The 25,330-nt window shown below is 69.0% G+C and carries 25 protein-coding genes and 1 pseudogene; 14 read left to right on the forward strand and 12 right to left on the reverse strand.

The genetic code is table 11. The features are described 5' to 3' along the window. Positions 1–72 precede the first annotated feature (72 nt). From gspM to gspG, 7 genes are all read right to left on the reverse strand, one after another. Positions 73–636 (reverse strand): type II secretion system protein GspM, encoded by a 564-nt coding sequence (gspM, locus tag B2J89_RS16310; protein WP_169170079.1) that lies wholly within the window; start codon positions 634–636, stop codon positions 73–75. Further along, positions 633–1,865, reverse strand: coding sequence for a type II secretion system protein GspL (gspL, locus tag B2J89_RS16315; RefSeq protein WP_169170080.1), 1,233 nt, complete (start codon positions 1,863–1,865; stop codon positions 633–635). Before gspL ends, gspM begins: the two co-directional genes overlap by 4 nt. Before the next feature lie 100 nt (positions 1,866–1,965). Next, positions 1,966–2,940 (reverse strand): type II secretion system minor pseudopilin GspK, encoded by a 975-nt coding sequence (gene gspK / locus B2J89_RS16320; RefSeq protein WP_169170081.1) that lies wholly within the window; start codon positions 2,938–2,940, stop codon positions 1,966–1,968. Continuing rightward, on the reverse strand, positions 2,937–3,656 hold the full coding sequence (locus B2J89_RS16325) for a type II secretion system protein J (protein ID WP_169170082.1): 720 nt from the start codon (positions 3,654–3,656) through the stop codon (positions 2,937–2,939). The genes gspK and B2J89_RS16325 overlap by 4 nt, the downstream gene beginning before the upstream one ends. Continuing rightward, positions 3,657–4,010 carry a type II secretion system minor pseudopilin GspI gene (gspI, locus tag B2J89_RS16330; RefSeq protein WP_169170083.1) on the reverse strand — a complete coding sequence of 118 codons (354 nt, stop codon included), beginning with the start codon at positions 4,008–4,010 and terminating at the stop codon, positions 3,657–3,659. It lies immediately after the preceding gene. Further along, positions 4,007–4,444 carry a prepilin-type N-terminal cleavage/methylation domain-containing protein gene (locus B2J89_RS16335; RefSeq protein WP_169170084.1) on the reverse strand — a complete coding sequence of 146 codons (438 nt, stop codon included), beginning with the start codon at positions 4,442–4,444 and terminating at the stop codon, positions 4,007–4,009. The genes gspI and B2J89_RS16335 overlap by 4 nt, the downstream gene beginning before the upstream one ends. Before the next feature lie 41 nt (positions 4,445–4,485). Next, positions 4,486–4,935 (reverse strand): type II secretion system major pseudopilin GspG, encoded by a 450-nt coding sequence (gspG, locus tag B2J89_RS16340; RefSeq protein ID WP_169170085.1) that lies wholly within the window; start codon positions 4,933–4,935, stop codon positions 4,486–4,488. 66 nt (positions 4,936–5,001) lie between these two features. Between gspG and B2J89_RS16345 the strand changes: the two genes are divergently transcribed. Continuing rightward, the gene (locus B2J89_RS16345; RefSeq protein WP_169170086.1) at positions 5,002–5,442 is read left to right on the forward strand and encodes a general secretion pathway protein C; all 441 of its coding nucleotides are present in this window, start codon (positions 5,002–5,004) and stop codon (positions 5,440–5,442) included. 37 nt (positions 5,443–5,479) lie between these two features. Here the strand turns inward: B2J89_RS16345 and B2J89_RS16350 are convergent, their stop codons facing one another. From B2J89_RS16350 to ilvA, 3 genes are all read right to left on the reverse strand, one after another. Next, positions 5,480–6,049: a histidine phosphatase family protein gene (locus B2J89_RS16350; protein ID WP_169170087.1), complete on the reverse strand. Its 570-nt coding sequence runs from the start codon at positions 6,047–6,049 to the stop codon at positions 5,480–5,482. Then, positions 6,046–6,870 (reverse strand): adenosylcobinamide-GDP ribazoletransferase, encoded by an 825-nt coding sequence (locus B2J89_RS16355; RefSeq protein WP_169170088.1) that lies wholly within the window; start codon positions 6,868–6,870, stop codon positions 6,046–6,048. Before B2J89_RS16355 ends, B2J89_RS16350 begins: the two co-directional genes overlap by 4 nt. Before the next feature lie 76 nt (positions 6,871–6,946). Beyond that, positions 6,947–8,518: a threonine ammonia-lyase, biosynthetic gene (ilvA, locus tag B2J89_RS16360; protein ID WP_169170089.1), complete on the reverse strand. Its 1,572-nt coding sequence runs from the start codon at positions 8,516–8,518 to the stop codon at positions 6,947–6,949. Positions 8,519–8,851: 333 nt separating this feature from the next. On the opposite strand from ilvA, the gene B2J89_RS16365 reads away from it, so the two are divergent. Continuing rightward, positions 8,852–9,301, forward strand: a complete 450-nt coding sequence (locus B2J89_RS16365) for an OsmC family protein (RefSeq protein WP_169170090.1) — start codon at positions 8,852–8,854, stop codon at positions 9,299–9,301. Between the two features lie 9 nt (positions 9,302–9,310). Here B2J89_RS16365 and coq7 read toward each other — a convergent pair whose 3' ends face one another. After that, a complete protein-coding gene (coq7, locus tag B2J89_RS16370) occupies positions 9,311–9,928 on the reverse strand; it encodes a 2-polyprenyl-3-methyl-6-methoxy-1,4-benzoquinone monooxygenase (RefSeq protein ID WP_169170091.1) in 618 nt (205 codons plus the stop codon). Between the two features lie 317 nt (positions 9,929–10,245). Here coq7 and B2J89_RS16375 point away from each other — a divergent pair, with 317 nt between their 5' ends. The 3 genes from B2J89_RS16375 (at position 10,246) to B2J89_RS16385 (ending at position 14,080) form a co-directional block, all read left to right on the forward strand. Then, complete coding sequence (locus tag B2J89_RS16375; RefSeq protein WP_169170092.1) at positions 10,246–11,295, forward strand: porin; 1,050 nt, start codon at positions 10,246–10,248, stop codon at positions 11,293–11,295. Between the two features lie 210 nt (positions 11,296–11,505). After that, on the forward strand, positions 11,506–12,606 hold the full coding sequence (locus tag B2J89_RS16380; RefSeq protein WP_169170093.1) for a porin: 1,101 nt from the start codon (positions 11,506–11,508) through the stop codon (positions 12,604–12,606). A 256-nt stretch (positions 12,607–12,862) separates the two neighbouring features. Further along, positions 12,863–14,080, forward strand: a complete 1,218-nt coding sequence (locus B2J89_RS16385; RefSeq protein WP_169170094.1) for a M20 aminoacylase family protein — start codon at positions 12,863–12,865, stop codon at positions 14,078–14,080. Positions 14,081–14,188: 108 nt separating this feature from the next. Here the strand turns inward: B2J89_RS16385 and B2J89_RS16390 are convergent, their stop codons facing one another. Continuing rightward, a complete protein-coding gene (locus B2J89_RS16390; protein ID WP_169170095.1) occupies positions 14,189–15,103 on the reverse strand; it encodes a LysR family transcriptional regulator in 915 nt (304 codons plus the stop codon). Positions 15,104–15,216: 113 nt separating this feature from the next. Between B2J89_RS16390 and B2J89_RS16395 the strand changes: the two genes are divergently transcribed. The 9 genes and pseudogenes from B2J89_RS16395 to B2J89_RS16435 all read left to right on the forward strand — a co-directional run. Beyond that, the gene (locus B2J89_RS16395) at positions 15,217–17,334 is read left to right on the forward strand and encodes a 3-hydroxyacyl-CoA dehydrogenase NAD-binding domain-containing protein (RefSeq protein WP_169170096.1); all 2,118 of its coding nucleotides are present in this window, start codon (positions 15,217–15,219) and stop codon (positions 17,332–17,334) included. A 135-nt stretch (positions 17,335–17,469) separates the two neighbouring features. Beyond that, entirely contained in the window at positions 17,470–18,651 is a 1,182-nt protein-coding gene (locus B2J89_RS16400) for an acetyl-CoA C-acyltransferase (protein ID WP_169170097.1), read from the forward strand. A gap of 14 nt (positions 18,652–18,665) precedes the next feature. After that, the gene (locus B2J89_RS16405) at positions 18,666–19,874 is read left to right on the forward strand and encodes an acyl-CoA dehydrogenase family protein (protein WP_169170098.1); all 1,209 of its coding nucleotides are present in this window, start codon (positions 18,666–18,668) and stop codon (positions 19,872–19,874) included. Positions 19,875–19,884: 10 nt separating this feature from the next. After that, positions 19,885–21,015 (forward strand): acyl-CoA dehydrogenase family protein, encoded by a 1,131-nt coding sequence (locus tag B2J89_RS16410; RefSeq protein ID WP_169170099.1) that lies wholly within the window; start codon positions 19,885–19,887, stop codon positions 21,013–21,015. Beyond that, positions 21,012–21,821, forward strand: coding sequence for an oxepin-CoA hydrolase, alternative type (locus tag B2J89_RS16415; RefSeq protein ID WP_169170100.1), 810 nt, complete (start codon positions 21,012–21,014; stop codon positions 21,819–21,821). Before B2J89_RS16410 ends, B2J89_RS16415 begins: the two co-directional genes overlap by 4 nt. A 76-nt stretch (positions 21,822–21,897) precedes the next feature. Beyond that, positions 21,898–23,106, forward strand: a complete 1,209-nt coding sequence (locus B2J89_RS16420) for a CaiB/BaiF CoA-transferase family protein (RefSeq protein WP_169170103.1) — start codon at positions 21,898–21,900, stop codon at positions 23,104–23,106. Between the two features lie 73 nt (positions 23,107–23,179). Continuing rightward, positions 23,180–24,172, forward strand: a complete 993-nt coding sequence (locus tag B2J89_RS16425; protein WP_169170101.1) for a tripartite tricarboxylate transporter substrate binding protein — start codon at positions 23,180–23,182, stop codon at positions 24,170–24,172. Positions 24,173–24,179: 7 nt separating this feature from the next. After that, positions 24,180–25,196 carry a nitronate monooxygenase family protein gene (locus B2J89_RS16430; protein WP_169170102.1) on the forward strand — a complete coding sequence of 339 codons (1,017 nt, stop codon included), beginning with the start codon at positions 24,180–24,182 and terminating at the stop codon, positions 25,194–25,196. Then, a pseudogene (locus B2J89_RS16435) lies at positions 25,193–25,330 on the forward strand (electron transfer flavoprotein subunit beta/FixA family protein); the annotation flags it as partial. The gene B2J89_RS16430 and the pseudogene B2J89_RS16435, both read left to right, overlap by 4 nt.

Genomic DNA, 25,330 nt, shown 5'->3' on the forward strand with positions numbered 1-25,330 from the left:
TGCGTGGCAGGACACGGGGGCGGAACAGGGATGTCATGGCGGGCAGGAGGGCGCGCAGGCCGGCGGGTCCGTTCAGCGCGGCGGCAGGGCCAGCACCAGCGTGCCATCCCAGAGCGGGGCGGGGGCGGCAGCGGGCAGGTCGGACAGCGCCGTGGTGCGGCGGCCTTCGGCCGCTGCGGCGCCGCTGCGCACCAGGTGCACCTCTTGCGGCACGGCGTGCGCGTTGCTGCGCACCTGCGCCAGCCAGGGCGCAAGCGCATCGGCCGGCGTGCCCTTGAGCGTGACGGTGGCCTGGTCGCCGGAGAGGCTGAGGCGGGCGCTGCCGCCCAGGTGTTCGGTCACCGCGCTTTCCAGCGCGCGCCGGGCGTTGTCGGGATCGGCGCGCGGCGTGCCTTGGAGTTGCTGGGCCTCGGCCTGCAGCGCCTGCATGCGCTGCAGCTCCGCATCCAGCTCCGCATGGCGTGCGGGCGCGGTGCGCTGCGTTTGGAGCGCCGGCGCGATGCCGACCCACCACAGCAGGGCCAGCGCAATGGCGGCGGACGCAGCGCGCACCAGACGGCGCTCGCGCGGGGCCAGGGCCTGCCAGCGCGTGCGCAGCTGCGCGGCGGTGGCGTGGGAGACGGCCTGGGGGCTCATGGCGTGGCTCCGGCGCGCACGCGCAGGCTGTCGCCCTCGGTGTCCAGTTGGTAGCCGCTGGCGCGCGCGGCGGCGGTGGCGCGGCCCTGCTCTTCGGCGCTGAGCGCGGGGCCGCGCAGGCGCAGCGCGCCGGCGCTGTAGTCGATGGCGCTGGCCTGCCAGGCGGCGGGCAGGACGCCGGCGGTGGCGGCGAGCAGGGGTTCGAGGTCACTGGCCGACAGGGCACCGGCGGACAGGCGCAGCAGGGCCAGTTCGCGCTCCATCTGCACGGGCGCATCCACCACCAGGCGCACCTGCGGGAAGGTGGCGGTGAGGGCCTGGCGCACGCCGCCCTGCTTGGCGGCGAGCGCCTGGCGCTCTTGCCAGGCCCAGGCATTGAGGCCCACCACGTGCGCCAGCACCAGCACGGCGGCGCCCCAGCGCGCGGCGCGCCACTGCGGCGCGCGCAGCACGGCGCCGGCCAGCGAGCCGGCCTTGCGTAGCGTGCGCGTGCGGCCCGAGCTGGCCAGGTCGAACTGCGCCAGATCCCAGTCGCTGCGCGCGGCCTGCAGGGCGCGCTCGCTCGCGCTCTCGAGCTGCACGGGGCGCGCCAGCACGCGCTCGGCCAGCGCGGCCACGGCGGGTTCGGCGCGCACGGGCACGGGGTCGTCTTCGCTGGCGCCGGCCAGCGCCAGCGCGGCGCCCGACAGGGGCAGCACGGCCACGCCCAGGTCGGCGCCGTGGCCGGTGACGACCAGCTGCGCGTCTTCGGGCGTGCCCTGCGCGAACATCTCGCTCTGGCCGCTGGCGGTGGCGCCCGGCGCAAATTCGGGCACCACGCGCGTGGCCGGGCGGCCCGCGGCTTCGAGCACCTGCAGCGCTTCGCGCAGCCAGGCGCGGTCGCAAATGGCCACCCAGGCGGGCGTGCCGGGCCGGGCGCCGGGCTCCAGCGCAAAGTGCAGCTGTTCAGGGTCGTCGAGCAGGCGCTCTTCGAGCAGGCCTTCGAGCACGGCGCGCAGGCGCGGCGACTGGCGGCCCACGCCTTGCGGCAACTGCACGCGTTGCCACGACAGCGCACGCGCCGGCACCACGGCCACCACCTCGCCGGCAGCGCGGCCGGACTCGGGCAACTGGGCCGCGCGTGCGCTGGCGTGGCCGCTGGCGTGGTGGCCGTCGGCGCTCAGCGTGTAGCGCAATTCGGTGTTAGGCCCCAGGCGCGCCAGGGGCAGGTGGAGGATCAGGGTGCTCATGGAAGACAGTGGCGGGCCATTGTAGAGGTCGGTTGTGTCGTGGGTGTATCTGGACGTCTGCTGCCGGACGGCGCGTGCTGGAGCCGCTGGCGGGGCGCGTTCACGGCGTTGTGGGCGCCGCAGCTGCCCCGGCCCACGCGGTGGCGCCGCGTTCGCGCCACAGGGCGCGCACGGTGGCGCCGTCGCGCACCACCAGCGAGCGCTCCTGCACCGTCACGTCGCCCAGGCGCAGCCGGCCACGCACTTCAAAGTAGTCCGAGCGCACGCCCAGCGCCGCATTGCCCACCGTGGCACCGCTGCCCAGCAGCGCGCGCGCCTCTTGCACACTGCGAAAGTGCTGGATCTCACGCACCGCCATCAGCTTGTTGGCGCCGGCCTGGCCCAGTCCGTCGATGCAGGCCATCAGCACCTCGGCGCCTGCGGTGTTCAGGTTGACCGGGGTGGGCCGCGGCAGCAGCGTCACATGCGGCGCAAGCAGGGCCACGGTGGCGGGCGCCAGGCCCAGCCAGGTCAGTTGTGCCAAGGTTTGTGGCATCAGCGGCAGCTCGGCATTGTTGCTGCCGGCCTGCTGGGCCAGGCGCAGCGACTCGGCCAGGGAGCCCGCTGCCGCCGGCGGCAGGCCCAGGCGTGCGAACAGGCGTTGGAACTGTGCCAGCACGTCCTTTTGCACGGCGCCGTCCACCACCAGGTTGGCCAGGTTCAGGCGCGATTGCAGGTCGATGATTTGGCCCGACAGGAAGGCATCGCTGGTGTCGGTGCTGGCGTCGGGTTGCTGCGCCACGCCGCCCTCGGCCGCCAAAAAGGTCGACAGGCGGGCTTCTTCGAGCGGCACGGCCCAGGGTTCGGCCAAGTAGTCGGCGCCGCCGGCGTTGCGGTCTTCGGCCAGGATCAGGCGCGACCAGTCGAGCGCGCCGACCAGGATCCAGGCCGATTGCACGCGCGCCCGCTCGGCGGTCTCGACCTCGATGGCGCGCCACTGCTGCCACATGGCGCTGGCGGCAAAGGTGGCCACCAGCGTCACGGTGAGCATCGCGGCCAGCAGGGCGGCGCCGGCCTGGCGTGGACGCACGCTCATGACTTGCCGCCGCCGCGCAGCGGATTCACCCAGTCGCGCATGACCGGCCCCGCCAGCCCCGCGCCCGGCGGCAGGTCCAGCTGCAGGCGCACGCCGTCGGGGATGGTGGTGTCCGCGCTCGGGGCAGCGGGCGCATTCGGGGCGCCGGGCGCACCAGGCGCACCAGGGGCGCCGGAGGGTGCGGACGCGTCGCTGCTCGACTGCGGGTTGGTCCAGGCGTCGCGGCGGTAATAGAACACCTGCCAGCCGGCCAGCGGAAGCAGGGCCACCTCGCCGCGCTTTTCGGCCGCACCCGGGTTGCGCGCCCAGAGGGCGGCCTGTTGCCAGGCCTGCTGCCACTCGGCGCGCGTGCGCAGCGGCGCAGACTGCCAGCGCAGCCACTGGCCCTGTCCCTGCACATTGCGCTGCGCCCAAGCCACCACCAGGGCACCGGGGTCCGGCACGGCGCTGCTGCGGCGCGTGAGGCGCAGCACCTGTCCGTCCCAGGCAATGGGCACGGTGTGCTCCAGTGGCAGCAGCGCATCGAGGTCGGTGCCCCACTGCGCCAGGGCCGCCTGCAGCACCAGCAGGGCGTCGCCGCGCTGGCGCGTCTGTTCCTGCGAGCGCACCATGCCGTCGAGGCCGCGCCAGCTCACGATGGCCAGCAAGGCCATCACGGCCAGGGCCACCAGCAGCTCGACCAGGGTGAAGCCGCGCGCGCGCGTCCGGGTGTCCATCTAGCGCCGCCCCACGATGGTCGACAGGCGCAGCACCGGGCTGCCTTCGGCCAGCACCTGCGCATCGACGCGCCGGAAGCTCGGGTTGGGCGTCGGCCGCACCGCCACGGCGACCGTGAACTCGCGTCCGGCCTGCACGCAACTGTGCTGGCTGTCGCCGACGGACGGCATCTGGCGCGACAGGCGCACCTGCACCAGCTCGTTCTCGGCGCACAGGTGGGCCAGCAGCACGTCGGCCTGGCGCTGCGCGTTGCGCGTGAGCGCGCTCGTCGCCTGCAGCCCCGCGAGCAGCGCGATGGCGACGATGGCCAGCGCCACGAGCACCTCGACCAGGGTGAAGCCGCGCTGCGTCATGGCACCGGCTCGGCAGTGAACGGGCGCAGACCGTCGCTGGCCACGCGCAGGGCGCGCTCGGGGTGGTCTTGCAGAAACAGCGTCACCGCCTGCGGGCCGATCAACGGTTCGGGCCCGAGCACCAGCACTGCGGCGCCGCGCACCCGGGTGTCGGCGCTGAGCCACTGCGCGGGCAGCGTGCCGGCGCGCACGCCGTCAAAGCGAAAGCCTCCCGCCACCGCCTGCCAGCGCACCGGAACGCCGCTGGCCCGCGACTGCGCGCGTGCCGATTCGAGCAGCGCCGCCAGCCGTTCGCCTTCGCGCGCGAGCTGTGTCTGGCCCGGATCGCGCAGCGCCAGGCCCACGCCGGCCGTGGCCAGCGCCATGATGCTGACGACCACCAACAGCTCCAGCAGCGTGAAGCCGTGGGCGCGGCGGCGGGTGGCGGGGTGCATGGGGTGGTGCCGGCGCCGCAGCGCAGGCAGGGGAAGTGCGGCTATTGCCAGCTGCCGATGTCGGCGTTCTTGCCTTCGCCGCCGGGCTGGCCGTCGGCGCCCAAGGACATCACGTCGATCTCGCCCTTGACGCCAGGGTTGAGGTATTGGTAAGGCCGGCCCCAGGGGTCGTTGGGCAGCTTGTCGAGGTAGGGCTTCCAGTTGGGGGGCGGCGGGCCGGCCGTGGGCTTGGCGATCAGGGCCTGCAGGCCCTGATCGCCCGTGGGGTAGCGCTGGTTGTCGAGGCGGTAGAGCTTGAGCGCCTGCATGAGGTTGGTGACATCGGTGCGGGCCGCCGTGACGCGCGCGTCGTCGGCGCGGTCGAGCACGTTGGGCACGATCAGCGCGGCCAGCACGCCGATGATGACCAGCACCACCATCAGTTCGATCAGGGTGAAGCCCGGGGCGATATGGCGGCGCGCGGCGCGGGCAAGAGAGAGGGGGCGTTTCATGGCAATGGGCAATCGGTAGGGGCAAGGCGCGTGTGCCGCGCGGATCGCGTGAATGATAATCCTGCGATGGTGACAAATACCGAAGGCCGTTGGAACGTGCGCCTGGCAACCATGGCGCTGTGGGCGCTGGCCGCGGCCAGCGTCTTTTATTGGGCGCTGCGCCTGCTGGCCGTGCCTTCGGGCCTGCCCGTGCCGGCCGTGTCTGCAGCCCCGCCGGCCCCCGACGCGCAGGCCATGGCGCGGCTGCTGGGCGTGTCCACGGCCGCTGCGCCGACGGCACCGGCGCTGGCCAGCCGCTTTGCGCTGGTGGGCGTGCTCGCCGGCCGCAGCAGTGGCGGCGGGGCGGCGCTGATCGCCGTGGACGGCCAGCCGGCCAAGCCGTTTCGCGCCGGCGCCGTGGTCGACGCCGGCCTGGTGCTGCAGTCGCTGGGCCCGCGCCAGGCCCGCCTGGGCCCGGCTCTGGACGGCCCCGCCACGATCACGCTGGAGATGCCGGCGCGCCAGTGACGGCGCTGGGCGCATCGGTGCGCCGCACCCCGGTGTCTCACTCCAGGTCCCACACCGTCCATGCGCCGAACGCTGGCGCTGCGGTCGGCCAGGCGTCGGCACGCAGCGCTGCGCCGGGCGCGGCCTGCAGCAGCCACTGCACGCAGCGCGCGACGCCCGCGTGGGTGATCCAGAGCACATCGCGCCCGCCGTGGGTGCGGCTCTGGGCGTCCCGCAGCGCGGCGCCCACGCGCGCCAGCATGCGCTCGAGCGCCTCGCCGCCGCCAGGGCGGTGCGTGGCGAACGCGGCGGTCCAGGCGTCGATGTCGGCGCGCGCCATGGCATCCCACGGCCGGCCTTCCCAGGCGCCAAAGTCCATCTCTGCCAGCCGCGCGTCGGCTTGAAGCGTCAGATCGGGCCTGAGCCCTTGCAGGGCAAGCGCCAGAAGCTCGCATCTTTGTAGCGGAGAGTGGCGCACCGCCAGGCCGTGCGGCAGGGCCGCGGCCAGGCGCCGCGCGCTCTCGGCCGTGGCCGCGGCGTCGGCCGGCAGGTCGAGCGCGCCATAGCAGGTGCCGGGGGCCACCAGTGGCTGAGCGTGGCGCGCCAGCCAGAGGCGCCGGGCGCTCACGCGCCCACCCAGCGCGCCAGCGGCCCCAGCGCCAGCGCGGCGCCGAGGTAAAAACCCACTTCGCTGACCTGCTGCACGGCGCCCAGGCAGTCGCCGGTGAAGCCCTGCAGGCGCCGTGCAAACCGCCGCGCCATGTGCGCGGCGCCCAGCGCGCTGCAGGCCACGCATGCTATCAGAAAGAGAGCTGAATGCGCTTGCCAGACAAGGGCCAGAGGCAGAAAACACCACAAACCCGCAGCCCACAGCGCGCGCGCGCTGATCTGGTCGGCCAGCGGCTTGCTCTTGGACGTGGCGGTGTCGCCCACATGCGGCAGGGCGCGCACCAGCCCCAGCGGCCAAAAGCGCGACAGCACATGGCCGCCGACCAGCGCGCACAGCGCGGCGGCGAGGCTGTGCGCGCCCAGCAGCGCCAGCAGGCTGGTCTTGGCCAGCAGCGCCAGCACCAGCGCCATGGCGCCAAAAGCGCCGATGCGCGAGTCCTTCATGATCTCGAGCGCGCGCTCCTTCTGGGCGCTGCCGCCCAGGCCGTCGGCCACATCGCCGAGGCCGTCTTCATGGAAGCCCCCTGTTACCAGCACCGTGGCGATGGTGCTGAAGACCGCGGCCACGAGCGGCGCGAACGGCTGCGCGCCGAGCGCCCACTGCAGCGCCGCGTACACGCCCGCCGCCACCGCGGCCACCAGCCAACCGACGCCCGGAAAGTGCGCGCTGCTGGCGCGCAGCAGCGCCGGGCTGAAGCCCACCCACGCCGCCAGCCGCCCCGTGACGGGGATGCGCGTGAAGAACTGCACGGCCAGCAGGTAGTGGCGAAACGCTTGCATGGGGTCGCTGTTTCTCAAAAACAATAGCTGCCAACGCAGACTGAGTAAGCGCTGGACGCTGTTTTTGCTTGAAGTATCAGGCCGGGACGGCGGGCGCCTGCAGGAACAGGCGGTAGGCCGGGTTCAGCGTTTCCTCGACGTGCGGGTAGCCCAGCGTGGCCAGGAAGGCGTCGAACGCGGCGGCGTCGCCGGGTGGCACCTGCAGGCCCACGAGGATGCGGCCATAGTCGGCGCCCTGGTTGCGGTAGTGGAACAGCGAGATGTTCCAGGTCGGCTGCATCAGGCTCAAAAATTTGAGCAGCGCGCCCGGGCGCTCGGGGAAGACGAAGCGCAGCAGGCGCTCGTCCTGCGCCAGCGCCGAGTGGCCGCCCACGAGGTGGCGCAGGTGCTCCTTGGCCAGTTCGTCCTGCGTCAGGTCCAGCGCCTCGAAGCCGTGGCGCTGGAAGTTCTTGGCGATCTTCTCCGACTCGCCCTTGCCGTGCGTGGCCAGGCCCACGAAGACATGGGCGCGCGCCGCGTCGTGGATGCGGTAGTTGAACTCGGTAACGTTGCGCGGGCCGCCCGGCAGGCCGCCGATGACTTCGCAAAAGCGCTTGAAGCTGCCGCGCTCCTCGGGGATGGTCACGGCCAGCAGCGCCTCGCGCTCCTCGCCGACTTCGGCGCGCTCGGCGACGAAGCGCAGGCGGTCGAAGTTCATGTTGGCGCCGCACAGGATGGCGGCGTAGGTCTCGCCCTTGGTCTTGTGTTGGGCGACGTACTGCTTGATCGCGGCCACGGCCAGCGCGCCGGCCGGCTCGACGATGCTGCGCGTGTCGACAAAGATGTCCTTGATCGCGGCGCACACGGCGTCGGTGTCCACGGTCATGTAGTCGTCGACCAGACCGCGCGCGATGCGGAAGGTTTCCTCGCCCACGAGTTTGACGGCCGTGCCGTCCGAGAACAGGCCCACGTCGGGCAGCGTGACCCGGTGGCCCGCCGCCACCGACTGCACCATGGCGTCCGAGTCGTTCATCTGCACGCCGATCACCTTGATGTCGGGGCGCACGGCCTTGATGTAGTTGGCCACGCCCGAGATCAGGCCGCCGCCGCCAATCGCCACGAACACGGCATCAAGCCGGTTGCTGCCGAGCTTTTGCAGCTGGCGCAGGATTTCCATGGCGATCGTGCCCTGGCCGGCGATCACGTCGGGGTCGTCGAACGGGTGCACGAAGCTCAGGCCCTGCTCCTGCTGCAGCACGGCCGCGTGGTCGTAGGCGTCGGTATAGCTCTCGCCGTGCAGCACCACCTCGCCGCCGAGCGCCTGCACGGCATCGACCTTGAGCTGCGGCGTTGTCGTCGGCATGACCACCACGGCGCGCGTGCCGAGCTTGCGTGCGCTCATGGCCACGCCCTGGGCATGGTTGCCGGCCGAGGCGCAGATCACGCCGCGCGCCAGCTGCTCGGGCGTGAGGTGCGCCATCTTGTTGTAGGCGCCGCGCAGCTTGAAGCTGAACACGGGCTGCTGGTCCTCGCGCTTGAGCAGCACCTTGTTGTGCAGACGCCGGCTCAGGTTGCGGGCAGGGTCCAGGTCGGACTCGACCGCGACGTCGTAGACGCGCGCGGTCAGGATTTTCTTCAGGTAGTCGAGGGGGGTGAGATGCTGGGTCATGGTCGGGTGCGAAACGGCGCCGCCCGCGCGGTGCGCGGCCTGGCGCGGCAGCCATCATAGGCGCGCGCACCGCGCGCCTTCGGGGCCGCATGGCCAAAAAAAAGCCCCTGGCCGTGAGGCCGGGGGCTGAATCCATCCTTTTGAGGAGATGGAGGAGACAATCGTTGCATGGCAGGGCGTACCTGCCGGGTGGGCCCGCCGCGCATTTGGCGCTGGGGGGCTGTGCTGCGATGGAGTTTAACGCAGTCCGGCGGGCAGATGTTGCGTTGCAGCAAAAACCATTCATTTTTTGGGTCAAATCGTGGCAATGATGCACCACAAGGAGAACACGGCATGGAATGCACAGTGAGTTGGACAGGGGCGGCGGGCACCCGTTCTGGCATGGGTTTTGTGGCGGAGACGGGCAGCGGCCATGTGCTGACCATGGACGGCGCGCCCGACGCCGCCAAGCCCGAGAACGGCGGCCAGAACCTGGCGCCGCGCCCGATGGAGACCGTGCTGGCCGGCACCGGCGGCTGCACCGCCTATGACGTGGTGCTGATCTTGAAGCGTGGGCGCCACGACGTGCGCGGCTGCAGCGTCCGGCTCACGTCCGAGCGCGCCGCCGCCGAGCCCAAGGTGTTCACCAAGATCCACATGCACTTCACCGTGACCGGCAAAGATTTGGCGCCCGCGGCCGTCGAGCGGGCCATCGCGCTGAGCCACGAGAAATACTGCTCGGCCAGCATCATGCTGGCCAAGACGGCAGAGATCACGACCAGTTTTGACGTTATAGAAGCGTAAGCCAGGTTTTCAAACGTAATGTGCCGTGGTCGTCATGAGCTTGGCGGCCGCTTTCATGAGCGCGCGCGCCGGCGCCGGCAGCGTGAGCGCCCCCGCTGCCAAGGCGTTGGCCGCGTGGCGCTCTTCGTCGGCCTTCATGCGCGCCACCACGGCGCGAGAGGCCAGGTCCTGCGCGGGCAGGCGCTCCAGGTGGCTCTGCAGGTGCGCGGCCACCTGGTTTTCCGTCTCCACCACAAAGCCCAGGCTCACGCGGTCGCTCACCTTGGACGCTACCAGCCCGACGGCAAAGGCGCCGGCGTACCACAGCGGGTTCAGCAGGCTGGGACGGTCGCCCAGGGCCTGCAGGCGCTCACGCGTCCAGGCCAGGTGGTCGCCTTCTTCGCGTGCTGCGTCCAGCAAATGGGCGCGCAGCTGCGGGTCGCGGGTCACGGCAGCCTGTGCGGTGTAGAGCGCCTGCGCGCAGACCTCGCCCACATGGTTGACGCGCATCAAGGCGCCCGACAGGCGTTTTTGATCCGGGTCCAGCTCGGTGGCGGGAAGGAGTGCGGCGGGAGAGTCTTCGCTGGCGCGCGGCGTGGCAAAAAGCGTGCGCAAGGCGGCGTCGGCAGCGGTCAGGAGTTTGTCCATGCTCGTCTTACCCTAGTTGGTGTTGATTGAGGTTGTTGTTTCTTTTGGATACTTTCATGCGCCTGAAATATGGGTGTGCTGGCGTAAGAACGGCCGATTTGGAAGGATCTTGTCCTGTGTTGTTTCATTGCAACGAAATCCTGGTTTGACGGACATTGTGGGGGAATTTCTTTGCGAAAGGGGGCGCCGTCTGGTGCAATAGACCACAACTTCCCTACCAGGAGGTTGGCCCGGGCAACCGGCGGTGCATGGCAGGAGTCGCCTCTTGTCTTCCCTCCCGTACCGGTGCCCTACGTTAAACCTTGGAGTACTTCGAAATGAAAAAATCCCTGATCGCCTTGGCCGTGCTGGCTGCTTCCGGCGCTGCAATGGCTCAGTCGTCTGTCACCATGTTCGGTATCGTTGACGTGGGCGTTGGCCATGTGTCGGCCACCAACTCGGTGACCGGCGTGACGCAAAGCGGCAACTCCTCCAGCCGTCTGGGCTTCCGCGGTGTGGAAGACCTCGGTGGTGGTCTGAAGGCTGGCTTCTGGCTGGAAGGCGCTATTTCGCCTGACACCGGTACCGGCGCTGGCGCCAACAACCCTGGCCCTGGCTTCGCTTTCTCGCGTCGCTCGACCATCAGCCTTGCTGGCAACTTCGGTGAAGTGCGCCTGGGCCGTGAACTGGCTGCTGGCTATGCCAAGCCCACTTCGTACGACCCCTTCGGTCAAGTCGGCCTGGCTTCCCTGCAAGGCTGGACCACCGTTCGCGTGAGCAACGGCGTGAGCTACATCACCCCCGGCAACCTGGGCGGCTTCTCTGCAATGGCCCACTACGGTTTCGGCGAGCAAGCTGGCAACAACAGCTCGGGCCGCTACATGGGTCTGTCCGCTAGCTATGACAACGGTCCCATCAGCGTGACCCTGGCGGCTGACCGCGTCAAGGCTGGCGTTGTGAACAACGGCTACAGCAGCGTGAACCTGGCCAACGACCTGAAGACCTGGAGCCTGGGTGCTTCGTACGACCTGGGTGTCGTGAAGCCTGCCTTCGCATACCACTCGGAAAAGGGCGGCGCTACCTCGAACGCCAAGTTCGACACCTGGATGCTGGCTCTGACGGCTCCCGTGGGTCCTGGCAAGCTGATCGGTTCGTACGCTCGTTACGACAACAAGAACAGCAGCGCTGATTCCGACGCCTACGCAATCGGTTACGTGTACGACCTGTCCAAGCGCACCGCTGTGTACGGCACGTACGCCCACATGAAGAACAAGAACGGCGCAAACCGTAACCTGGGCGGCGTGAGCGGCAGCTTCAACAGCAATGTGACCGTGGGCGCTGGCGAAAACGTCGACGGCTACCAAGTCGGCATCCGTCACGCGTTCTAATCCACTGCTGGCCTGAGCCAGCAGCGTGAAACGCCAAGCCGCCAACCTTCGGGTTGGCGGCTTTTTCTTTTGGGTTCCCAGTTGGTGCTGGGGCGTGCCCGCTCGCCCATGGTTATCCCTGTGTCGGCAGTTTGCAACAATGCGTTTTCAAGGCGATGGAGTCACTAAACTGAATTGGTTGTAACCAACCGCAGAAAGAGAGACATCGGCATGAAGAAAATCGCGTTGAAACAAGTTGTCGCCCTGTGCGCGGTCGCACTGGCCTCCGGCTTCGCCTGTGCGCAGACGAGCAGCGTGCAGCTGTACGGCATCGTGGACGTGGCCTATCGCCATACGTCCAACGAAGGACCGGCCAGCGATCCAGGCCAATCGCTCAACCAGATGGTGGGCGGTGGCATGTCGCAAAGCCGCTGGGGCATCAACGTGAACGAAGACCTGGGTGGCGGTCTGAAGGCGCTGGTCAACCTGGAAAACCGTTTTGGCGCCGACACCGGCGCTGCCACCACGCCCTACTTCCAGCAGTCCTGGGTGGGCCTGCAAGGGGGGTTTGGCCGGCTGACCATGGGCCGTCAGTACAACATCCTGTTCGATCTGGTGACCAGTACCTATGCTTCGTACCCTTACTCGCCCTATATGGACGTGTACAAGCCTGAGATCGGCTTTTCCCTGGGTGCGCGCAACGACAACATGATCAAGTACATGGCCGAAGTCGGCGCAGTGCGCGGTGCATTGCAGTACGCGTTCGACGAAAAGAGCCCCACGGGTGGCAAGTCGATCGGCGGCTATTTGCGCTATGCAGCCAACGGCATCGCCGCAGGTGCGGGTTACCAGGACTACGAATTTGCCTCGGGCAAGAAAGTCAAGGCCTACACGCTGGGCGGCTCCTATCGCACCGGCCCCTGGTACGTCAACCTGGGCTATGGCCAAAACAAGGTGGACACGGGGCTGACGCCCACCGACTCCGCGGTGTTGGGCGCCATGTGGGGCTCTGCCGCCAACGGCGGCTTTGGCAGCGGGGCGATGTTCCTGAACGCCAACAAGCGCACCATCTATACGGTGGGCGCGGGTTACCAGGTCACGCCGCAAATCAATCTCGGCGCCCATTATTTCCGCGCCAAGCAGTCGGGCGCGACCTCTTCGGCAGACGGCACGGCCGACTTCCTGACGATGGCGGCGGACTATGCGTTCTCCAAGCGCACCGATGCCTATCTGGAAGTCGACCGGACCAAGCTCAAGGGCGGCAACATCGCCTTTGCCAATGGCGCCACGTCCCGCAGCGGTTTCACCATCGGCCTGCGCCACCGCTTCTGACCCCGACAGTGTTCAGCCCCAGGGCTGAACGCTTCCGGCGTTTTGCCAAGCCGGCCTCCTGCTAGGAGGCCGGCTTTTTTGTTTTGCGCACCCACGGCCCAGGACCGTGCCGGTGTTGCGCGCTGCCGACACAAAGTGCCGCGCGCCTGCGGGCCGGGGTGGAGCGCCTGCCGGGCGCTGCGTCTCGCGGCACAATGGTTTTTTGTTCTGTACGGCTGCCCGAGCGCATGGTGCGGGGCAGGGCTGGAGTCCCTTGATGCAAGCGTCCCGTTTGAAGGCCGGTGGCCGTGCTTTTGCACACATCGCCCAGTACTACCCCGAGCTCGTGGCGCTGCGCCGCGACCTGCATGCCCACCCCGAGCTGGGGTTTGAAGAGCTCTACACCGGCGCCCGCGTGAAAGAGGCGCTCAAGGTCTGCGGCGTGGACGAGATCCACGATGGCATTGGCCGCACGGGCGTGGTGGCCGTGGTTCGCGGGCGCAGCACGGCCAGTGGCCGCATGGTGGGCCTGCGTGCCGACATGGACGCGCTGCCGATGACCGAGCACAACGACTTTCCCTGGAAGTCGGCCAAGTCCGGGGTTATGCACGGCTGCGGGCACGACGGCCACACGGCCATGCTGATCGGCGCGGCGCGCTATCTGGCGGCCACGCGCAACTTCGACGGCACGGCGGTGCTGATCTTCCAGCCCGGCGAAGAGGGCTTTGCCGGTGCGCGCGTGATGATGGAGGACGGCCTGTTCGAGCGTTTTCCGGTCGATGCCGTGTATGCCATGCACAACTGGCCGGCCATGAAGGCCGGCACCGTGGGCCTCAACAACGGGCCCATGATGGCGGCGGCCGACCGCATCACCATCGAGATCACGGGCCGCGGCGGCCACGGCGCGCACGCCTACCAGACGGTGGACGTGGTGCTGGTGGCGGCGCAGATCATCACCGCCGTGCAGAGCATCGTGGCGCGCAATGTGCGCCCCCTCGACAGCGCGGTGATCAGCCTGTGCGCGATACAGGCCGGCGACCTCGGCGCCTTCAGCGTGCTGCCAGGCAAGGCCACCCTGGTGGGCACGGTGCGCACCTTCGAGCCGGCCTTGCAGAACATGGTGGAGCAGCGCCTGCACGAGCTGTGCAGCGCCGTGGCGCTGGGCTTTGGCGCGACGGCCACCGTGCACTACGAGCGCATGTACCCCGCGACCATCAACACCGAGCGCGAGGCGATCTTCGCCGGCGATGTGGCGCAGAGCCTGGTCGGCGCCGAGCATCTGGTGCGCGACCTCGAACCGAGCATGGGGGCCGAAGACTTCTCGTTCATGCTGCAAAGCAAGCCCGGCGCCTACCTGCGTCTGGGCCAGGGCAACGGCGCGGGCAGCTGCGGGCTGCACAACAGCCGCTACGACTTCAACGACGACGTCCTGCCCCTGGGGGCGGCCCTGCACGCCGGGCTGGCCGAGCAGGCCATGCCGCTGCCCATGCTGTGACCCTGTCTACGCCGTTGGCCGCTCCAGACGCGTTGTGGAGCTTTGCTATTGGAAAAGAAGCGCCTAGCGCTTTGCCAGTAAGCGTTTGAAGCCGATTGGACCTGATTTTCAGGTGACGGGCAGGCCGTGGTCCCCGCCGGGCAGGGCGCGGCCCAGCAGATAGTCGATGCAGGTGCGCACGGCGCGTGTCTGGTGGCGGTTGGGCATGTAGAGCATGAACATCTGGGTGCCGAAGATGCTCAGCCGCCATGCGTCCAGCGCGGTCAGCACTTCGCCGCTCTCTACAGCGTCCTGCACCACATAGTCGGGCACCAGCCCCACGCCGAGGCCGGCCAGGATGCCCTGGCGCAGGAACGGGAAATGCTCGGATATCAGCGTCGGCTCCAGCGTCACTTCTTCGCGCAACTCGCCCTGGTAGGCGCGCAGGCGCAGCTGGCGCCCGACCACGCCGGCCGTGATCAGCGGCGCGGTGCGCAGCGCTTCGGGCCCTGCGGGCAGGCCATGCACCTCGGCGTAGCCGCGCGAGGCGCAGGCGATGTAGCGCACCGCTCCCAGGTCGCGCGCGACCAGGGTGGGCGGCGGCTCGGGCATGACGCGAATGGCGATGTCCACGTCGTCGCGGATCAGGTCGTCCACGCGATTCTCGAACAGCACGTCGAGCACGATGCCCGGGTACAGGCGCTTGAAGTCGATCAGCCAGTCGGACATCACCATCTGCCCGTAGCCGCTGGGCACGCTCACGCCGACGCGGCCCTGCAGGCCCTGGCCCAGCGTGGTGATGGTTTCGCGCGCGGCCAGCATTTCGTTCTGGATGGCGCGACCATGCTGGTACAGGCGCAGGCCCAGCTCGGTCGGCTCGACGCGGCGCGTGGTGCGGCGCACCAGCTGCACGCCCACCGACTTTTCAAGCTGGTTGAGGTGGTAGCTCACGTTGGCGCGCGTCATCTTCAGGTTGCGCGCGGCCTGGCTGAGGTTGCCGGCGTCCACGATGTCCACGAGCACGGTCAGGGAGGTGAGTTCCATGGCTAGGTGTAAAAAATTATTTGACAGTCTGTCAATGATCAATGTCATTGTCAAGATTGTTTATCGCATCAACAATGGGAGGCTTTTTTTCTAATCCACCAGGAGAACCCCGCATGGGCGCAGCCACCCCCGATTCCGTTGTCACCACCGCCCGCGCGGGCGCCATCCTGGTCGTGACCGTCGACAACCCCCCGGTCAATGCGCTGGGTGTCGCGGTGCGCCAGGGGCTGGCCGCGGCCATGGCGGCGGCGCAGGCCGACGCATCCGTCGCTGCCGTGCTGCTGGTGGGCGCGGGCAAGGCCTTTATCGCGGGCGCGGATATCCGCGAATTTGGCAAGCCCGCCATGCCGCCGTCGCTGCCCGAGGTGTGCCGCAGCATCGAAGACTCTCCGAAGCCCGTGGTCGCGGTATTGCACGGCGCCGCGCTCGGCGGTGGCCTGGAAGTGGCGATGTCGGCGCACTACCGCCTGGCGCTGCCCGCCGCCAAGCTCGGCCTGCCCGAAGTGACCCTGGGCCTGCTGCCCGGCTCGGGCGGCACGCAGCGCGCGCCGCGCCTGATGGGCGTGAAGGCCGCCACCGAGCTGATGCTCAGCGGCAAGCACCTGTCGGCCAAGGCGGCGCTGGCTGCGGGCCTGGTGGACAAGCTCGCCGAGGGCGACGACCCGGTGGCCGCGGGCCTGGCCTATGCCAATGAACTGCTGGCGCAGAACGCGCCCGTGCGCCGCACGCGCGACATCGCCATCGCCGACCCGGCGGCGGCGCTGGCCGACCTGGAGCTTCTCAAGGCCGAGACCGCGAAGAAGACCCGCGGCCTGTTCTCGCCGCTCAAGATCATCGAATGCGTGCAGGCCGCGGTGCAGCTGCCATTTGACGAAGGCATGGCGCGCGAGCGCGCGCTGTTCGTGGAGTGCCTCGACAGCCCGCAGCGCGCCGGCCTGGTCCACGCCTTCTTTGCCGAGCGCGAAGTCGCCAAGGTGCCCGAGGCCAAGGCCGCCGCGCCGCGCGCGTTCGCCAGCATCGCCGTGATCGGTGGCGGCACCATGGGCGCGGGCATCACCGTGTCGGCGCTGGACGCGGGCTACCCCGTGACCATGGTCGAGCGCGACGCCGCATCCATCGCCCGGGGCCGCGCCAACGTCGAGAAGGTCTACACCGGCCTGGTCGCCAAGGGCCGCATGACCGAAGAGGCCAAGGCCGCCGTCCTGGCCCGCTACACCGGCAGCACCTCCTACGACGACCTCAAGGACGTGGACCTGGTGATCGAGGCCGTGTTCGAAGACCTCGAAGTCAAGAAGGCCGTGTTCCAGGAGCTCGACCGCGTCTGCAAGCCGGGCGCCGTGCTCGCCACCAACACCTCGTACCTCGACATCGACGCCATCGCCGCGGCCACCAGCCGCCCGCAGGACGTGATCGGCCTGCACTTCTTCAGCCCGGCCAACATCATGAAGCTGCTGGAGATCGTGGTGCCCGCCAAGGTGTCCGCCGACGTGGTCGCCACCGCGTTCGAGTTGGCCAAGAAGCTCAAGAAGGTGCCGGTGCGCGCCGGCGTCTGCGACGGCTTCATCGGCAACCGCATCCTGGCCGTCTACAAGCAGGCCGCCGACTACCTGATGGAAGACGGCGCCAGCCCCTACGAGATCGACGAAGCCGTGCGCGGCTTCGGCTTTGCGATGGGCCCGTTCCAGGTCACCGACCTGGCCGGCGGCGACATCGGCTGGGCCACGCGCAAGCGCCGCGCCGCCACGCGCGACCCCAAGGCCCGCTACGTGCAGGTGGCCGACCGCATCTGCGAGCGCGGCTGGTTCGGCCAGAAGACCCAGCGCGGCTTCTACCTTTACCCGCAGGGCGCCCGCGTGGGCCAGCCCGACCCCGAGGTGCTGGCCATCGTCGATGCCGAGCGCCAGCGCGCCGGCGTGGTGCCGCGCCCGTTCACGGCCGACGACATCATGCGCCGCTACATGGCCGCGATGGTCAACGAAGGCGCCAACGTGGTGCACGAAGGCATTGCGCTGCGCCCGCTCGACGTGGACGTCACGTTCATCTCGGGCTACGGCTTTCCGCGCTTCCGTGGCGGCCCGATGAAGTGGGCCGACACGGTGGGCCTGCCCAAGGTGCTGGCCGACATCGAGGAGTTCGCGAAGGAAGACGCCCTGTTCTGGAAGCCCTCGCCGCTGCTCGTGAAGCTGGTGCAGGAAGGCCGGAACTTCGACAGCCTGAACCGGGCCGCCTGAACGCCGGACGCTGGAGACACCGGAAAACTATCAAAAGAAGAGCGCACAGCGCTTGCGGTTACTGGGTTTCATAGTATTTTTTATCTGAAACGCAGGAAGCAAAGGCGCTGGAAGCTATCAATTAAGGAGCAAGCCATGCGCGAAGCCGTCATCGTTTCCACCGCCCGCACCCCGCTGACCAAGTCGCACCGCGGCGAGTTCAACACCACGCCGGCCGCCCAGCTGGCGGCGTTTTCCGTCAAGGCGGCGGTCGAGCGCTCGGGCATCGATCCCGCGATGATCGAAGACCTGGTCCTCGGCTGCGGCAACCCCGACGGCTTCCAGGGCCGCAACCTGGGCCGCCAGACCGTGCTGCGCGCCGAGCTGCCTTTGGGCATCGCGGGCACCACCATCACGCGCTACTGCGCCTCGGGCCTGCAGTCGATCGCGATGGCCGCAGGCCGCGTGGTGGCCGAAGGCGTGGACGCCATGCTGGCCGGCGGCGTGGAAACCATCTCCGGCATCCGCGCCGGCAACAACCTGCCCACCGACATGGACCCCTGGCTGGTCGAGCGCAAGCCCGAGCTGTTCATGGCCATGATCGACACCGCCGACGTGGTGGCCAAGCGCTACCACATCTCGCGGGAAGACCAAGACGCGTTCTCGCTGCTGAGCCAGCAGCGCACCGCCGCTGCGCAGGCGGCCGGCCTGTTCGACAACGAAATCATTCCCTGCGCTACGCGCATGGCCGAAAAGAACAAGGACAGCGGCGAGGTCAGCTACCGCGACGTGGTCGCCACCCAGGACAACTGCAACCGCGCCAGCACCACGTTGGCCGGCCTGGCCAAGCTGGAGCCCGTGAAGGGTGCCGGCAACTTCGTCACCGCCGGCAATGCCTCGCAGCTGTCGGACGGGTCGAGTGCCTGCGTGGTGGTCGAAGCCAAGGTGGCCGAGCGCCTGGGCCTGCAACCGCTGGGCGCCTTCCGCGGCTTTGCCGTGGCCGGCTGCGAGCCCGACGAGATGGGCATTGGCCCGGTGTTCGCCGTGCCCAAGCTGCTGGCGCGCCACGGCCTCACCGTGCAGGACATCGACCTGTGGGAGATGAACGAGGCCTTCGCCTCGCAGGCGCTGTACTGCCAGCGCACGCTGGGCATTCCCGGCGAGCGGCTGAACGTCAACGGCGGCGCGATCTCCATCGGCCACCCGTTCGGCATGACGGGCGCGCGCCTCGTGGGCCACCTGCTGCTCGAAGGCCACCGCCGCAAGGCCAAGTGGGGCGTGGTCACGATGTGCATCGCCGGGGGCATGGGCGCCGCCGGCCTGTTCGAAATTTACTGACGCAAAGACACGATATGGACCTGAATTTCACTCCCGAAGAAGAGGCCTTCCGCGCCGAGGTGCAGGCTTTCCTCAAGGAAAAGCTGCCCGCCCGGATCGCCAACAAGGTCAAGGCCGGCCAGCGCCTGACCAAGGCCGACCAGGAGGAGTGGCACGCCATCCTCAACGCGCGCGGCTGGCTCGCCAACCACTGGCCCGAGCAATACGGCGGCCCCGGTTGGGGCGCCGTGCAGAAGTTCATCTTTGACAACGAGTGCGCGCTCGCGGGCGGGCCGCGCATCGTGCCCTTCGGCCTCAACATGCTGGGCCCGGTGCTGATCAAGTACGGCAACGAGGCACAAAAGGCGCACTGGCTGCCGCGCATCCTGAGCGGCGCCGACTGGTGGTGCCAGGGCTACTCCGAGCCGGGCTCGGGCTCGGACCTGGCCTCGGTCAAGACCACGGCCGTGCGCGGCCTGGACGCTGAAGGAGCGCACTACATCGTCAACGGCCAGAAGACCTGGACCACGCAGGGCCAGCATGCCAACATGATCTTCTGCCTGGTGCGCACCGACAAGCAGGTGCGCCCGCAGGCGGGCATCAGCTTCCTGCTGGTGGACATGGACACGCCCGGCGTCGAAATCCGCCCGATCCGCACGCTCGACGGCGACCGCGAGGTCAACGAGGTGTTCTTCACCGACGTGCGCGTGCCGGCCGAGAACCTGGTCGGCGAAGAGAACAAGGGCTGGACCTACGCCAAGTACCTGCTGACCTATGAGCGCACCGGCATCGCCGGCGTGGGCTTCTCGGTCGCGGCGCTCGAAAAGCTCAAGGTGGTCGCGAGCAAGGTGCAGCGCAACGGCCGCCCGCTGGACCAGGACCCGCAGTTCGCGGCCCGCATGGCCCAAGTCGAGATCGACCTCGAGAACATGAAGACCACCAACCTGCGCGTGATCGCCGCGGTCGCCGGTGGCGGGGTGCCGGGGGCCGAGAGCTCGATGCTCAAGATCCGCGGCACCGAGATCCGCCAGGAGATCCTGTCGCTGATCCGCCGCGCCGTGGGCCCGTATGCGCTGCCCTTCATCGAAGAGGCGCAGTACGAGGGCTATGCCGACGCGCCCGTCGGGCCCGCCGAGGCCGCCACGGCCGCGGCCAACTACTTCAACTACCGCAAGCTGTCGATTTTCGGCGGCTCCAATGAAATCCAGAAGAACATCATCTCCAAGATGATCCTGGGCCTGTGAGGTTGCTGCGATGAACTTTGAACACACCGAAGACCGCCGCATGCTGGCGGACACCCTCGACCGTTTCGTGGCCGAGCAGTACGGCTTTGAAACCCGCAACGCCATCGCCTATGGCGACACCGGCATGTCGCCCGCCCTGTGGGGCCAGTTCGCCGAGCTCGGCGCCATCGGGGCGCTGTTCCCCGAAGCCGAGGGCGGCTTTGGCGGCGCAGGCTTTGACATCGCCGTGGTGTTTGAGTCGCTGGGCCGGGGCCTGGTGGTCGAGCCTTTCCTGGGCGCCCTGATGGTCGGGCGCGCCCTAGCCGCGGCCGGTACGCCAGCGCAAAAAGAGCAGATCGCCAGCCTGATCGACGGCAGCACCGTGGCCGCGCTGGCGCACGATGAACCGGGCAGCCATTACGAACTCGCGCGCGTCGCCACCCGTGCGGTGCGCAGCGACGAGGGCTGGGCCCTCACGGGCGCCAAGGCCGTGGTGCTGCAGGGCGACAACGCAGAACTGCTGCTGGTGTCGGCCCGCACTGCGGGCGCGGTGGACAGCGCGGACGGCATCTCGCTGTTCCTCGTGCCGGCCGATGCGCCCGGCGTGGTGCGCCGGGGCATGGGCCGCATCGACGGCGGCCGCGTGGCCGAAGTCACGCTCGACAACGTGCAGCTGGGCGCGGACGCGCTGCTGGGCGCCGAGGGCCAGGGCTTTGCCACGCTGGAGCTGGCCGTGGGCTGGGGCGTGCTGGCGCTGTGCGCCGAAGCGCTGGGCGCCATGGAAGTGGCCAAGAAAGACACGCTCGAATACCTGCAGACGCGCAAGCAGTTCGGCGTGCCGATCGGCAGCTTCCAGGCGCTGCAGCACCGCATGGCCGACCTGCTGCTCGAAGTGGAGCAATCGCGCTCGGCGGTCATCAACGCCGCTGCCGCCATGGACGCGGGCCGCGTGGAGCGCGAGCGCGCGCTGTCGGCGGCCAAGTTCACCATCGGCCGCATCGGCGCGCTGGTGTCGGAAGAGAGCATCCAGATGCACGGCGGCATCGGCATGACCTGGGAGCTGCCCCTGTCGCACTATGCCAAGCGCCTGGTGATGGTCGACCACGAGCTGGGCGACACCGACCACCACCTCGAGCGCTTCACCGCGCTGGGCCGCCCATGAGCGCCGCCGACACCCCGCTGCTGCAGCGGCGCGTTGGCGCGGTGCTGGTGCTGTCCAACAACAACCCGGCCGCGCGCAACGCGCTCTCGCCCGAGTTCTATGCCGCGCTCACGCAGGCACTGTCGCAGGCCGAGTCCGACCCCGGCGTCGGCGCCATTGTGCTGACGGGCGAGGGTGGGCATTTCTGTTCGGGCGGCGACCTGCGCCAGCTGGCCAAGCGCCGCGAACTGCCGATGGAGGAGCGCCGCGCCAAGCTCGAAGGCCTGCACGACCTCGTGCGCGCCGTGCGCGACTGCCGCAAGCCGGTGATCGCCGCCGTCGAAGGCGCGGCCGCGGGCGCGGGCCTGTCGCTGGCGCTGGCCTGCGACATGCTGGTGGCCGCCAAGAACGCGGTGTTTTCGGTGGCCTACGTGAAGGTCGGCCTCACGCCCGACGGCGGCGCGACCGCTTTCCTGGCCGAGTTCGTGTCGCGCCAGGTGCTGACCGAGCTGTGCCTCACGGGCGAACGCATCAGCGGCGAACGCCTGCATGCATTGGGGCCGGTCAACCGCCTGGCCGAGCCGGGCCAGGCCCTCGCGCAGGCGCTGGCCTTGGCCACCCAGGTCGCGGCCGGGCCCGACCAGGCCATGGCGCGCATCAAGGCGCTGTGCCGCAACGCCTACGTGCACACCCTGGAAGAGCAGCTCGAACAGGAAGCCCAGTCCATGGTGCGCTCGCAGGAAACCGAAGAATCACGCGAAGGCATTGGTGCCTTTCTCGAAAAGCGCCAGCCCGACTTCGCTACGCTACGGCAGAGCCGGGCGTAGGCGCTGGCATGGAAACCCCCCTGTGACAACCACCCCCACCCCTTCCCCCAACACCCCCGCCGCCCCGGGCGGCGGCATGGACTTTCCGCTCGAGGGCGTGCGCGTGCTCGACCTCTCGCGCGTCTTCGCCGGCCCGCTGTGCGGCATGGTGCTGGCCGACTTCGGCGCCGAGGTCGTCAAGGTGGAGCACCCGGGCCGCGGCGACGACACGCGCGACTGGGGCATGCGCATCGGCAAGACCGAAACCACCTACTACAACAGCATGAACCGCAACAAGCGGTCGATCACCGTGGACCTGCAGACGCCCGAAGGCGCCCGGCTGATCCACGACCTGCTGCCGCAGTTCGACGTGGTGGTGCAGAACTTCAAGACCGGCGGCGCCGAGAAGCTGGGCCTGGGCTACGAGCAGCTCAAGGCAATCAAGCCCGACCTGATCTACTGTTCGGTGGCCGGCTACGACAGTTCGGGCCCCGAGGCCCAGCGCCCGGGCTACGACCTGGTGATCCAGGGAGAGACGGGGTTGATGGCCCTCAACGGCGAGGCAAACACGCCGCCGCTCAAATTCGGTGTCGCCGTGGTGGACCTGATGACCGGCATGTACGCGGCCCAGGCCGTGCTGGCGGCGCTCTTTCAGCGCACGCGCACCGGCAAGGGCCGCCTGATCGAGATGGCGCTGTACGACTGCGGCCTGATGGTCACCGGCTACTACGGCCTCGACGCCATGCTGCTCGGGCACGACCCGCAGCGCTATGGCAACGCCCACCCGTCCATCGTCCCCTACGGCATGTTCGAGGCCCAGGATGGCCCGCTGATCGTGGCCGTGGGCAACAACAAGCAATTCGACAAGTTCTGCCGCCAGGTGGTGATGCGCCCCGACATCGTCGAAGACCCGCGCTACGCCACCAACGTCGAGCGCGCCAAGAACCGGCACACCCTGCAGCCGCTGATGGAGCAGCTGATCGGCAGCTTTGCGCGCGACCTGCTGCTCGAGCGCATGGCGGCCGCCGGCATCCCCTGCGGCAAGGTCGCGGGCCTGCACGAGGCCCTGACCAGCGAGCGCACGCGCCGCGGCGGTCTGCTGCAGGAAATGCCGCACCCGGTGGCGGGCAGCACGCACGTGTTCGCGCCGCCCTACCGCCTCGACGGCCAGCGCCTGCCCATCCGCAGCGCGCCGCCCACGCTGGGCGAGGGCACGCGCGAGGTGCTGCAGCAGCTGCTGCAGCTGTCCGAGCAGGAGCTGCAGGCGCTGCGCGACAAGGGCGTACTGACACTGCCGCAAGGTTGAATGTTAAAAATGATAGCTGCTGGCGCTTGATGCACAAGCGCTGCAGCCTGTTTTTATGCAAAAGGAGACTGGCATGAATTTTTCGCAAATAGGCCGCCGCACCGTGCTGGCCCTGGCGGCCGCACCGCTGCTGGTCGGCAGCGCCATCGCGCAGCAGGCGGCTGCCTGGCCCGACAAGATGATCAAGCTCGTCGTGCCGTTTCCGGCCGGCGGCCCCACCGACACAGCTGCGCGCATCGTCGGTCAGAAGCTGGGCGAACGCCTCAAGCAGACCGTGGTGGTGGACAACCGCCCGGGCGCTTCGGGCTCGATCGCGGCCGCCCAGGTCGCCAAGGCCCCGGCCGACGGCTACACGCTGATGATGCTGGCCACACCGACGCTGCTGGCGCCGCATCTTTACAAGAAGCCCGGCTACGACACCGTGAAGGACTTCACGCCCGTGGCCACGGTGTACGACCTGCCCATCGTGGTGGTGGTCAACCCCAAGCTGCTGCCCGATGTGGTCGACCTCAAGACCCTGATTGCCCACGCCAAGGCGCAGAAGACGCCGCTCAACTACACCAGCTCGGGCGCCGGCAGCTTCGGCCACCTGAGCATGGAAATGCTCAAGCAGATGGCGGGTTTCGACATGCAGCATGTGCCCTACAAGGGCGGCGTGCCGGCCATCACCGACACCATCGGTGGCCAGGTGCCCATCATGTATGCCGACCTCGTGGCCGCGCTGCCGCACATCCAAGCCGGCAAGCTGCGCGCCATCGCCGTGGGCTCGCCCCAGCGCGTGACCATGCTGCCCGACGTCAAGACCATTGCCGAGCAGGGCATCCAGGGCTACGACGCCGTGTCCTGGGGCGGGCTGCTCGCGCCGCCCGGCACGCCCAAGGCCGTGGTGGAACGCATTGCGGGCGAGGTTAAGCACATCCTGGCCGAGAAGGAGATCCAGGACAAGCTGCTGAACGTCGGCGCCATCGCCCAGTTCCAGGGGCCGGCGCAGATGGGCCAGCGCATCCAGCAGGACTACACCCGCTGGGGCCAGCTGATCCGCGACAAGGGCATTGCCTCCGAGTGACACACCCATGAAGACACGCATCACCGAACTTTTCGGCATCGAACACCCCATCCTCCAGGGCGGCATGCACCACGTCGGCCTGGCCGAGCTGGCATCGGCGGTCTCCAACGCCGGGGGGCTGGGCATCATCACGGGCCTGACGCAGCGCACGCCCGAGCTGCTGGCGCGCGAGATCGCTCGCTGCCGCGCCATGACCGACAAGCCCTTCGGCGTGAACCTGACCTTCCTGCCCTCGGTCAACCCGCCCGACTACCCGGGCTATGTGAAAGCCATCATCGAAGGCGGCGTCAAGGTCGTGGAGACGGCCGGCAACAACCCGCAGAAGTGGCTGCCCGCGCTCAAGGACGCCGGCATCAAGGTCATCCACAAGTGCACCTCGGTGCGCCATGCGCTCAAGGCCGAATCGATTGGCTGCGATGCGATCAGCGTCGATGGTTTCGAATGCGGCGGCCACCCGGGCGAGGACGACATCCCCAACTTCATCCTGCTGCCGCGCGCGGCCGAGGAATTGACGATCCCCTTCGTCGCGTCGGGCGGCATGGCCGACGGCCGCTCGCTCGTGGCGGCGCTGGCGCTCGGTGCCGAGGGCATGAACATGGGCACGCGCTTCATCGCCACGCAGGAGGCGCCGGTGCACGAGAACGTCAAGCGCGCCATCGTCGCGGCCAGCGAACTCGACACCCGCCTGGTCATGCGCCCGCTGCGCAACACCGAGCGCGTGCTGACCAATGCGGCCGTGGAGCGCCTGCTACAGAAGGAGCGCGCGCTGGGCGCCTCCATCACGTTCGAGGACATCCTGCCCGAGGTCGCCGGCGTCTATCCGCGCATCATGCAGCAGGGCGACATGGAGGCCGGCGCCTGGTCCTGCGGCATGGTGGCCGGCCTGATCCAGGACGTGCCCACCGTGCAGCAGCTGATCGACCGCATCATGGGCGAGGCCCATGCACTCATCACCGAACGGCTGGCCGGACTGGCCGGCCAGCGTTCCGCCACCCTTCAAAACCAGGAAAGAGCCTTTTCATGAAAATCCTCGTACCCGTCAAACGCGTGGTGGACTACAACGTGAAGGTCCGAGTGAAGTCGGACAACACGGGTGTGGACATCGCCAACGTCAAGATGAGCATGAACCCCTTTGACGAGATCGCCGTCGAGGAGGCC

This window comes from Acidovorax sp. SRB_24 (genome assembly GCF_012931925.1).

Bases quoted from the DNA above. Each gene is read 5' to 3' on its own strand.
- B2J89_RS16335 (WP_169170084.1), bottom strand. From the start codon at position 4,444: ATGCACCCCGCCACCCGCCGCCGCGCCCACGGCTTCACGCTGCTGGAG.
- coq7 (WP_169170091.1), bottom strand. From the start codon at position 9,928: ATGGACAAACTCCTGACCGCTGCCGACGCCGCCTTGCGCACGCTTTTT.
- gspG (WP_169170085.1), bottom strand. From the start codon at position 4,935: ATGAAACGCCCCCTCTCTCTTGCCCGCGCCGCGCGCCGCCATATCGCC.
- B2J89_RS16355 (WP_169170088.1), bottom strand. From the start codon at position 6,870: ATGCAAGCGTTTCGCCACTACCTGCTGGCCGTGCAGTTCTTCACGCGC.
- B2J89_RS16405 (WP_169170098.1), top strand. From the start codon at position 18,666: ATGGACCTGAATTTCACTCCCGAAGAAGAGGCCTTCCGCGCCGAGGTG.
- B2J89_RS16415 (WP_169170100.1), top strand. From the start codon at position 21,012: ATGAGCGCCGCCGACACCCCGCTGCTGCAGCGGCGCGTTGGCGCGGTG.
- B2J89_RS16430 (WP_169170102.1), top strand. From the start codon at position 24,180: ATGAAGACACGCATCACCGAACTTTTCGGCATCGAACACCCCATCCTC.
- B2J89_RS16420 (WP_169170103.1), top strand. From the start codon at position 21,898: ATGGACTTTCCGCTCGAGGGCGTGCGCGTGCTCGACCTCTCGCGCGTC.
- B2J89_RS16390 (WP_169170095.1), bottom strand. From the start codon at position 15,103: ATGGAACTCACCTCCCTGACCGTGCTCGTGGACATCGTGGACGCCGGC.
- B2J89_RS16325 (WP_169170082.1), bottom strand. From the start codon at position 3,656: ATGGACACCCGGACGCGCGCGCGCGGCTTCACCCTGGTCGAGCTGCTG.
- ilvA (WP_169170089.1), bottom strand. From the start codon at position 8,518: ATGACCCAGCATCTCACCCCCCTCGACTACCTGAAGAAAATCCTGACC.
- B2J89_RS16365 (WP_169170090.1), top strand. From the start codon at position 8,852: ATGGAATGCACAGTGAGTTGGACAGGGGCGGCGGGCACCCGTTCTGGC.
- B2J89_RS16410 (WP_169170099.1), top strand. From the start codon at position 19,885: ATGAACTTTGAACACACCGAAGACCGCCGCATGCTGGCGGACACCCTC.
- gspL (WP_169170080.1), bottom strand. From the start codon at position 1,865: ATGAGCACCCTGATCCTCCACCTGCCCCTGGCGCGCCTGGGGCCTAAC.
- B2J89_RS16380 (WP_169170093.1), top strand. From the start codon at position 11,506: ATGAAGAAAATCGCGTTGAAACAAGTTGTCGCCCTGTGCGCGGTCGCA.
- B2J89_RS16425 (WP_169170101.1), top strand. From the start codon at position 23,180: ATGAATTTTTCGCAAATAGGCCGCCGCACCGTGCTGGCCCTGGCGGCC.
- gspK (WP_169170081.1), bottom strand. From the start codon at position 2,940: ATGAGCGTGCGTCCACGCCAGGCCGGCGCCGCCCTGCTGGCCGCGATG.
- B2J89_RS16345 (WP_169170086.1), top strand. From the start codon at position 5,002: ATGGTGACAAATACCGAAGGCCGTTGGAACGTGCGCCTGGCAACCATG.
- B2J89_RS16400 (WP_169170097.1), top strand. From the start codon at position 17,470: ATGCGCGAAGCCGTCATCGTTTCCACCGCCCGCACCCCGCTGACCAAG.
- B2J89_RS16375 (WP_169170092.1), top strand. From the start codon at position 10,246: ATGAAAAAATCCCTGATCGCCTTGGCCGTGCTGGCTGCTTCCGGCGCT.
- B2J89_RS16385 (WP_169170094.1), top strand. From the start codon at position 12,863: ATGCAAGCGTCCCGTTTGAAGGCCGGTGGCCGTGCTTTTGCACACATC.
- gspI (WP_169170083.1), bottom strand. From the start codon at position 4,010: ATGACGCAGCGCGGCTTCACCCTGGTCGAGGTGCTCGTGGCGCTGGCC.
- B2J89_RS16395 (WP_169170096.1), top strand. From the start codon at position 15,217: ATGGGCGCAGCCACCCCCGATTCCGTTGTCACCACCGCCCGCGCGGGC.
- gspM (WP_169170079.1), bottom strand. From the start codon at position 636: ATGAGCCCCCAGGCCGTCTCCCACGCCACCGCCGCGCAGCTGCGCACG.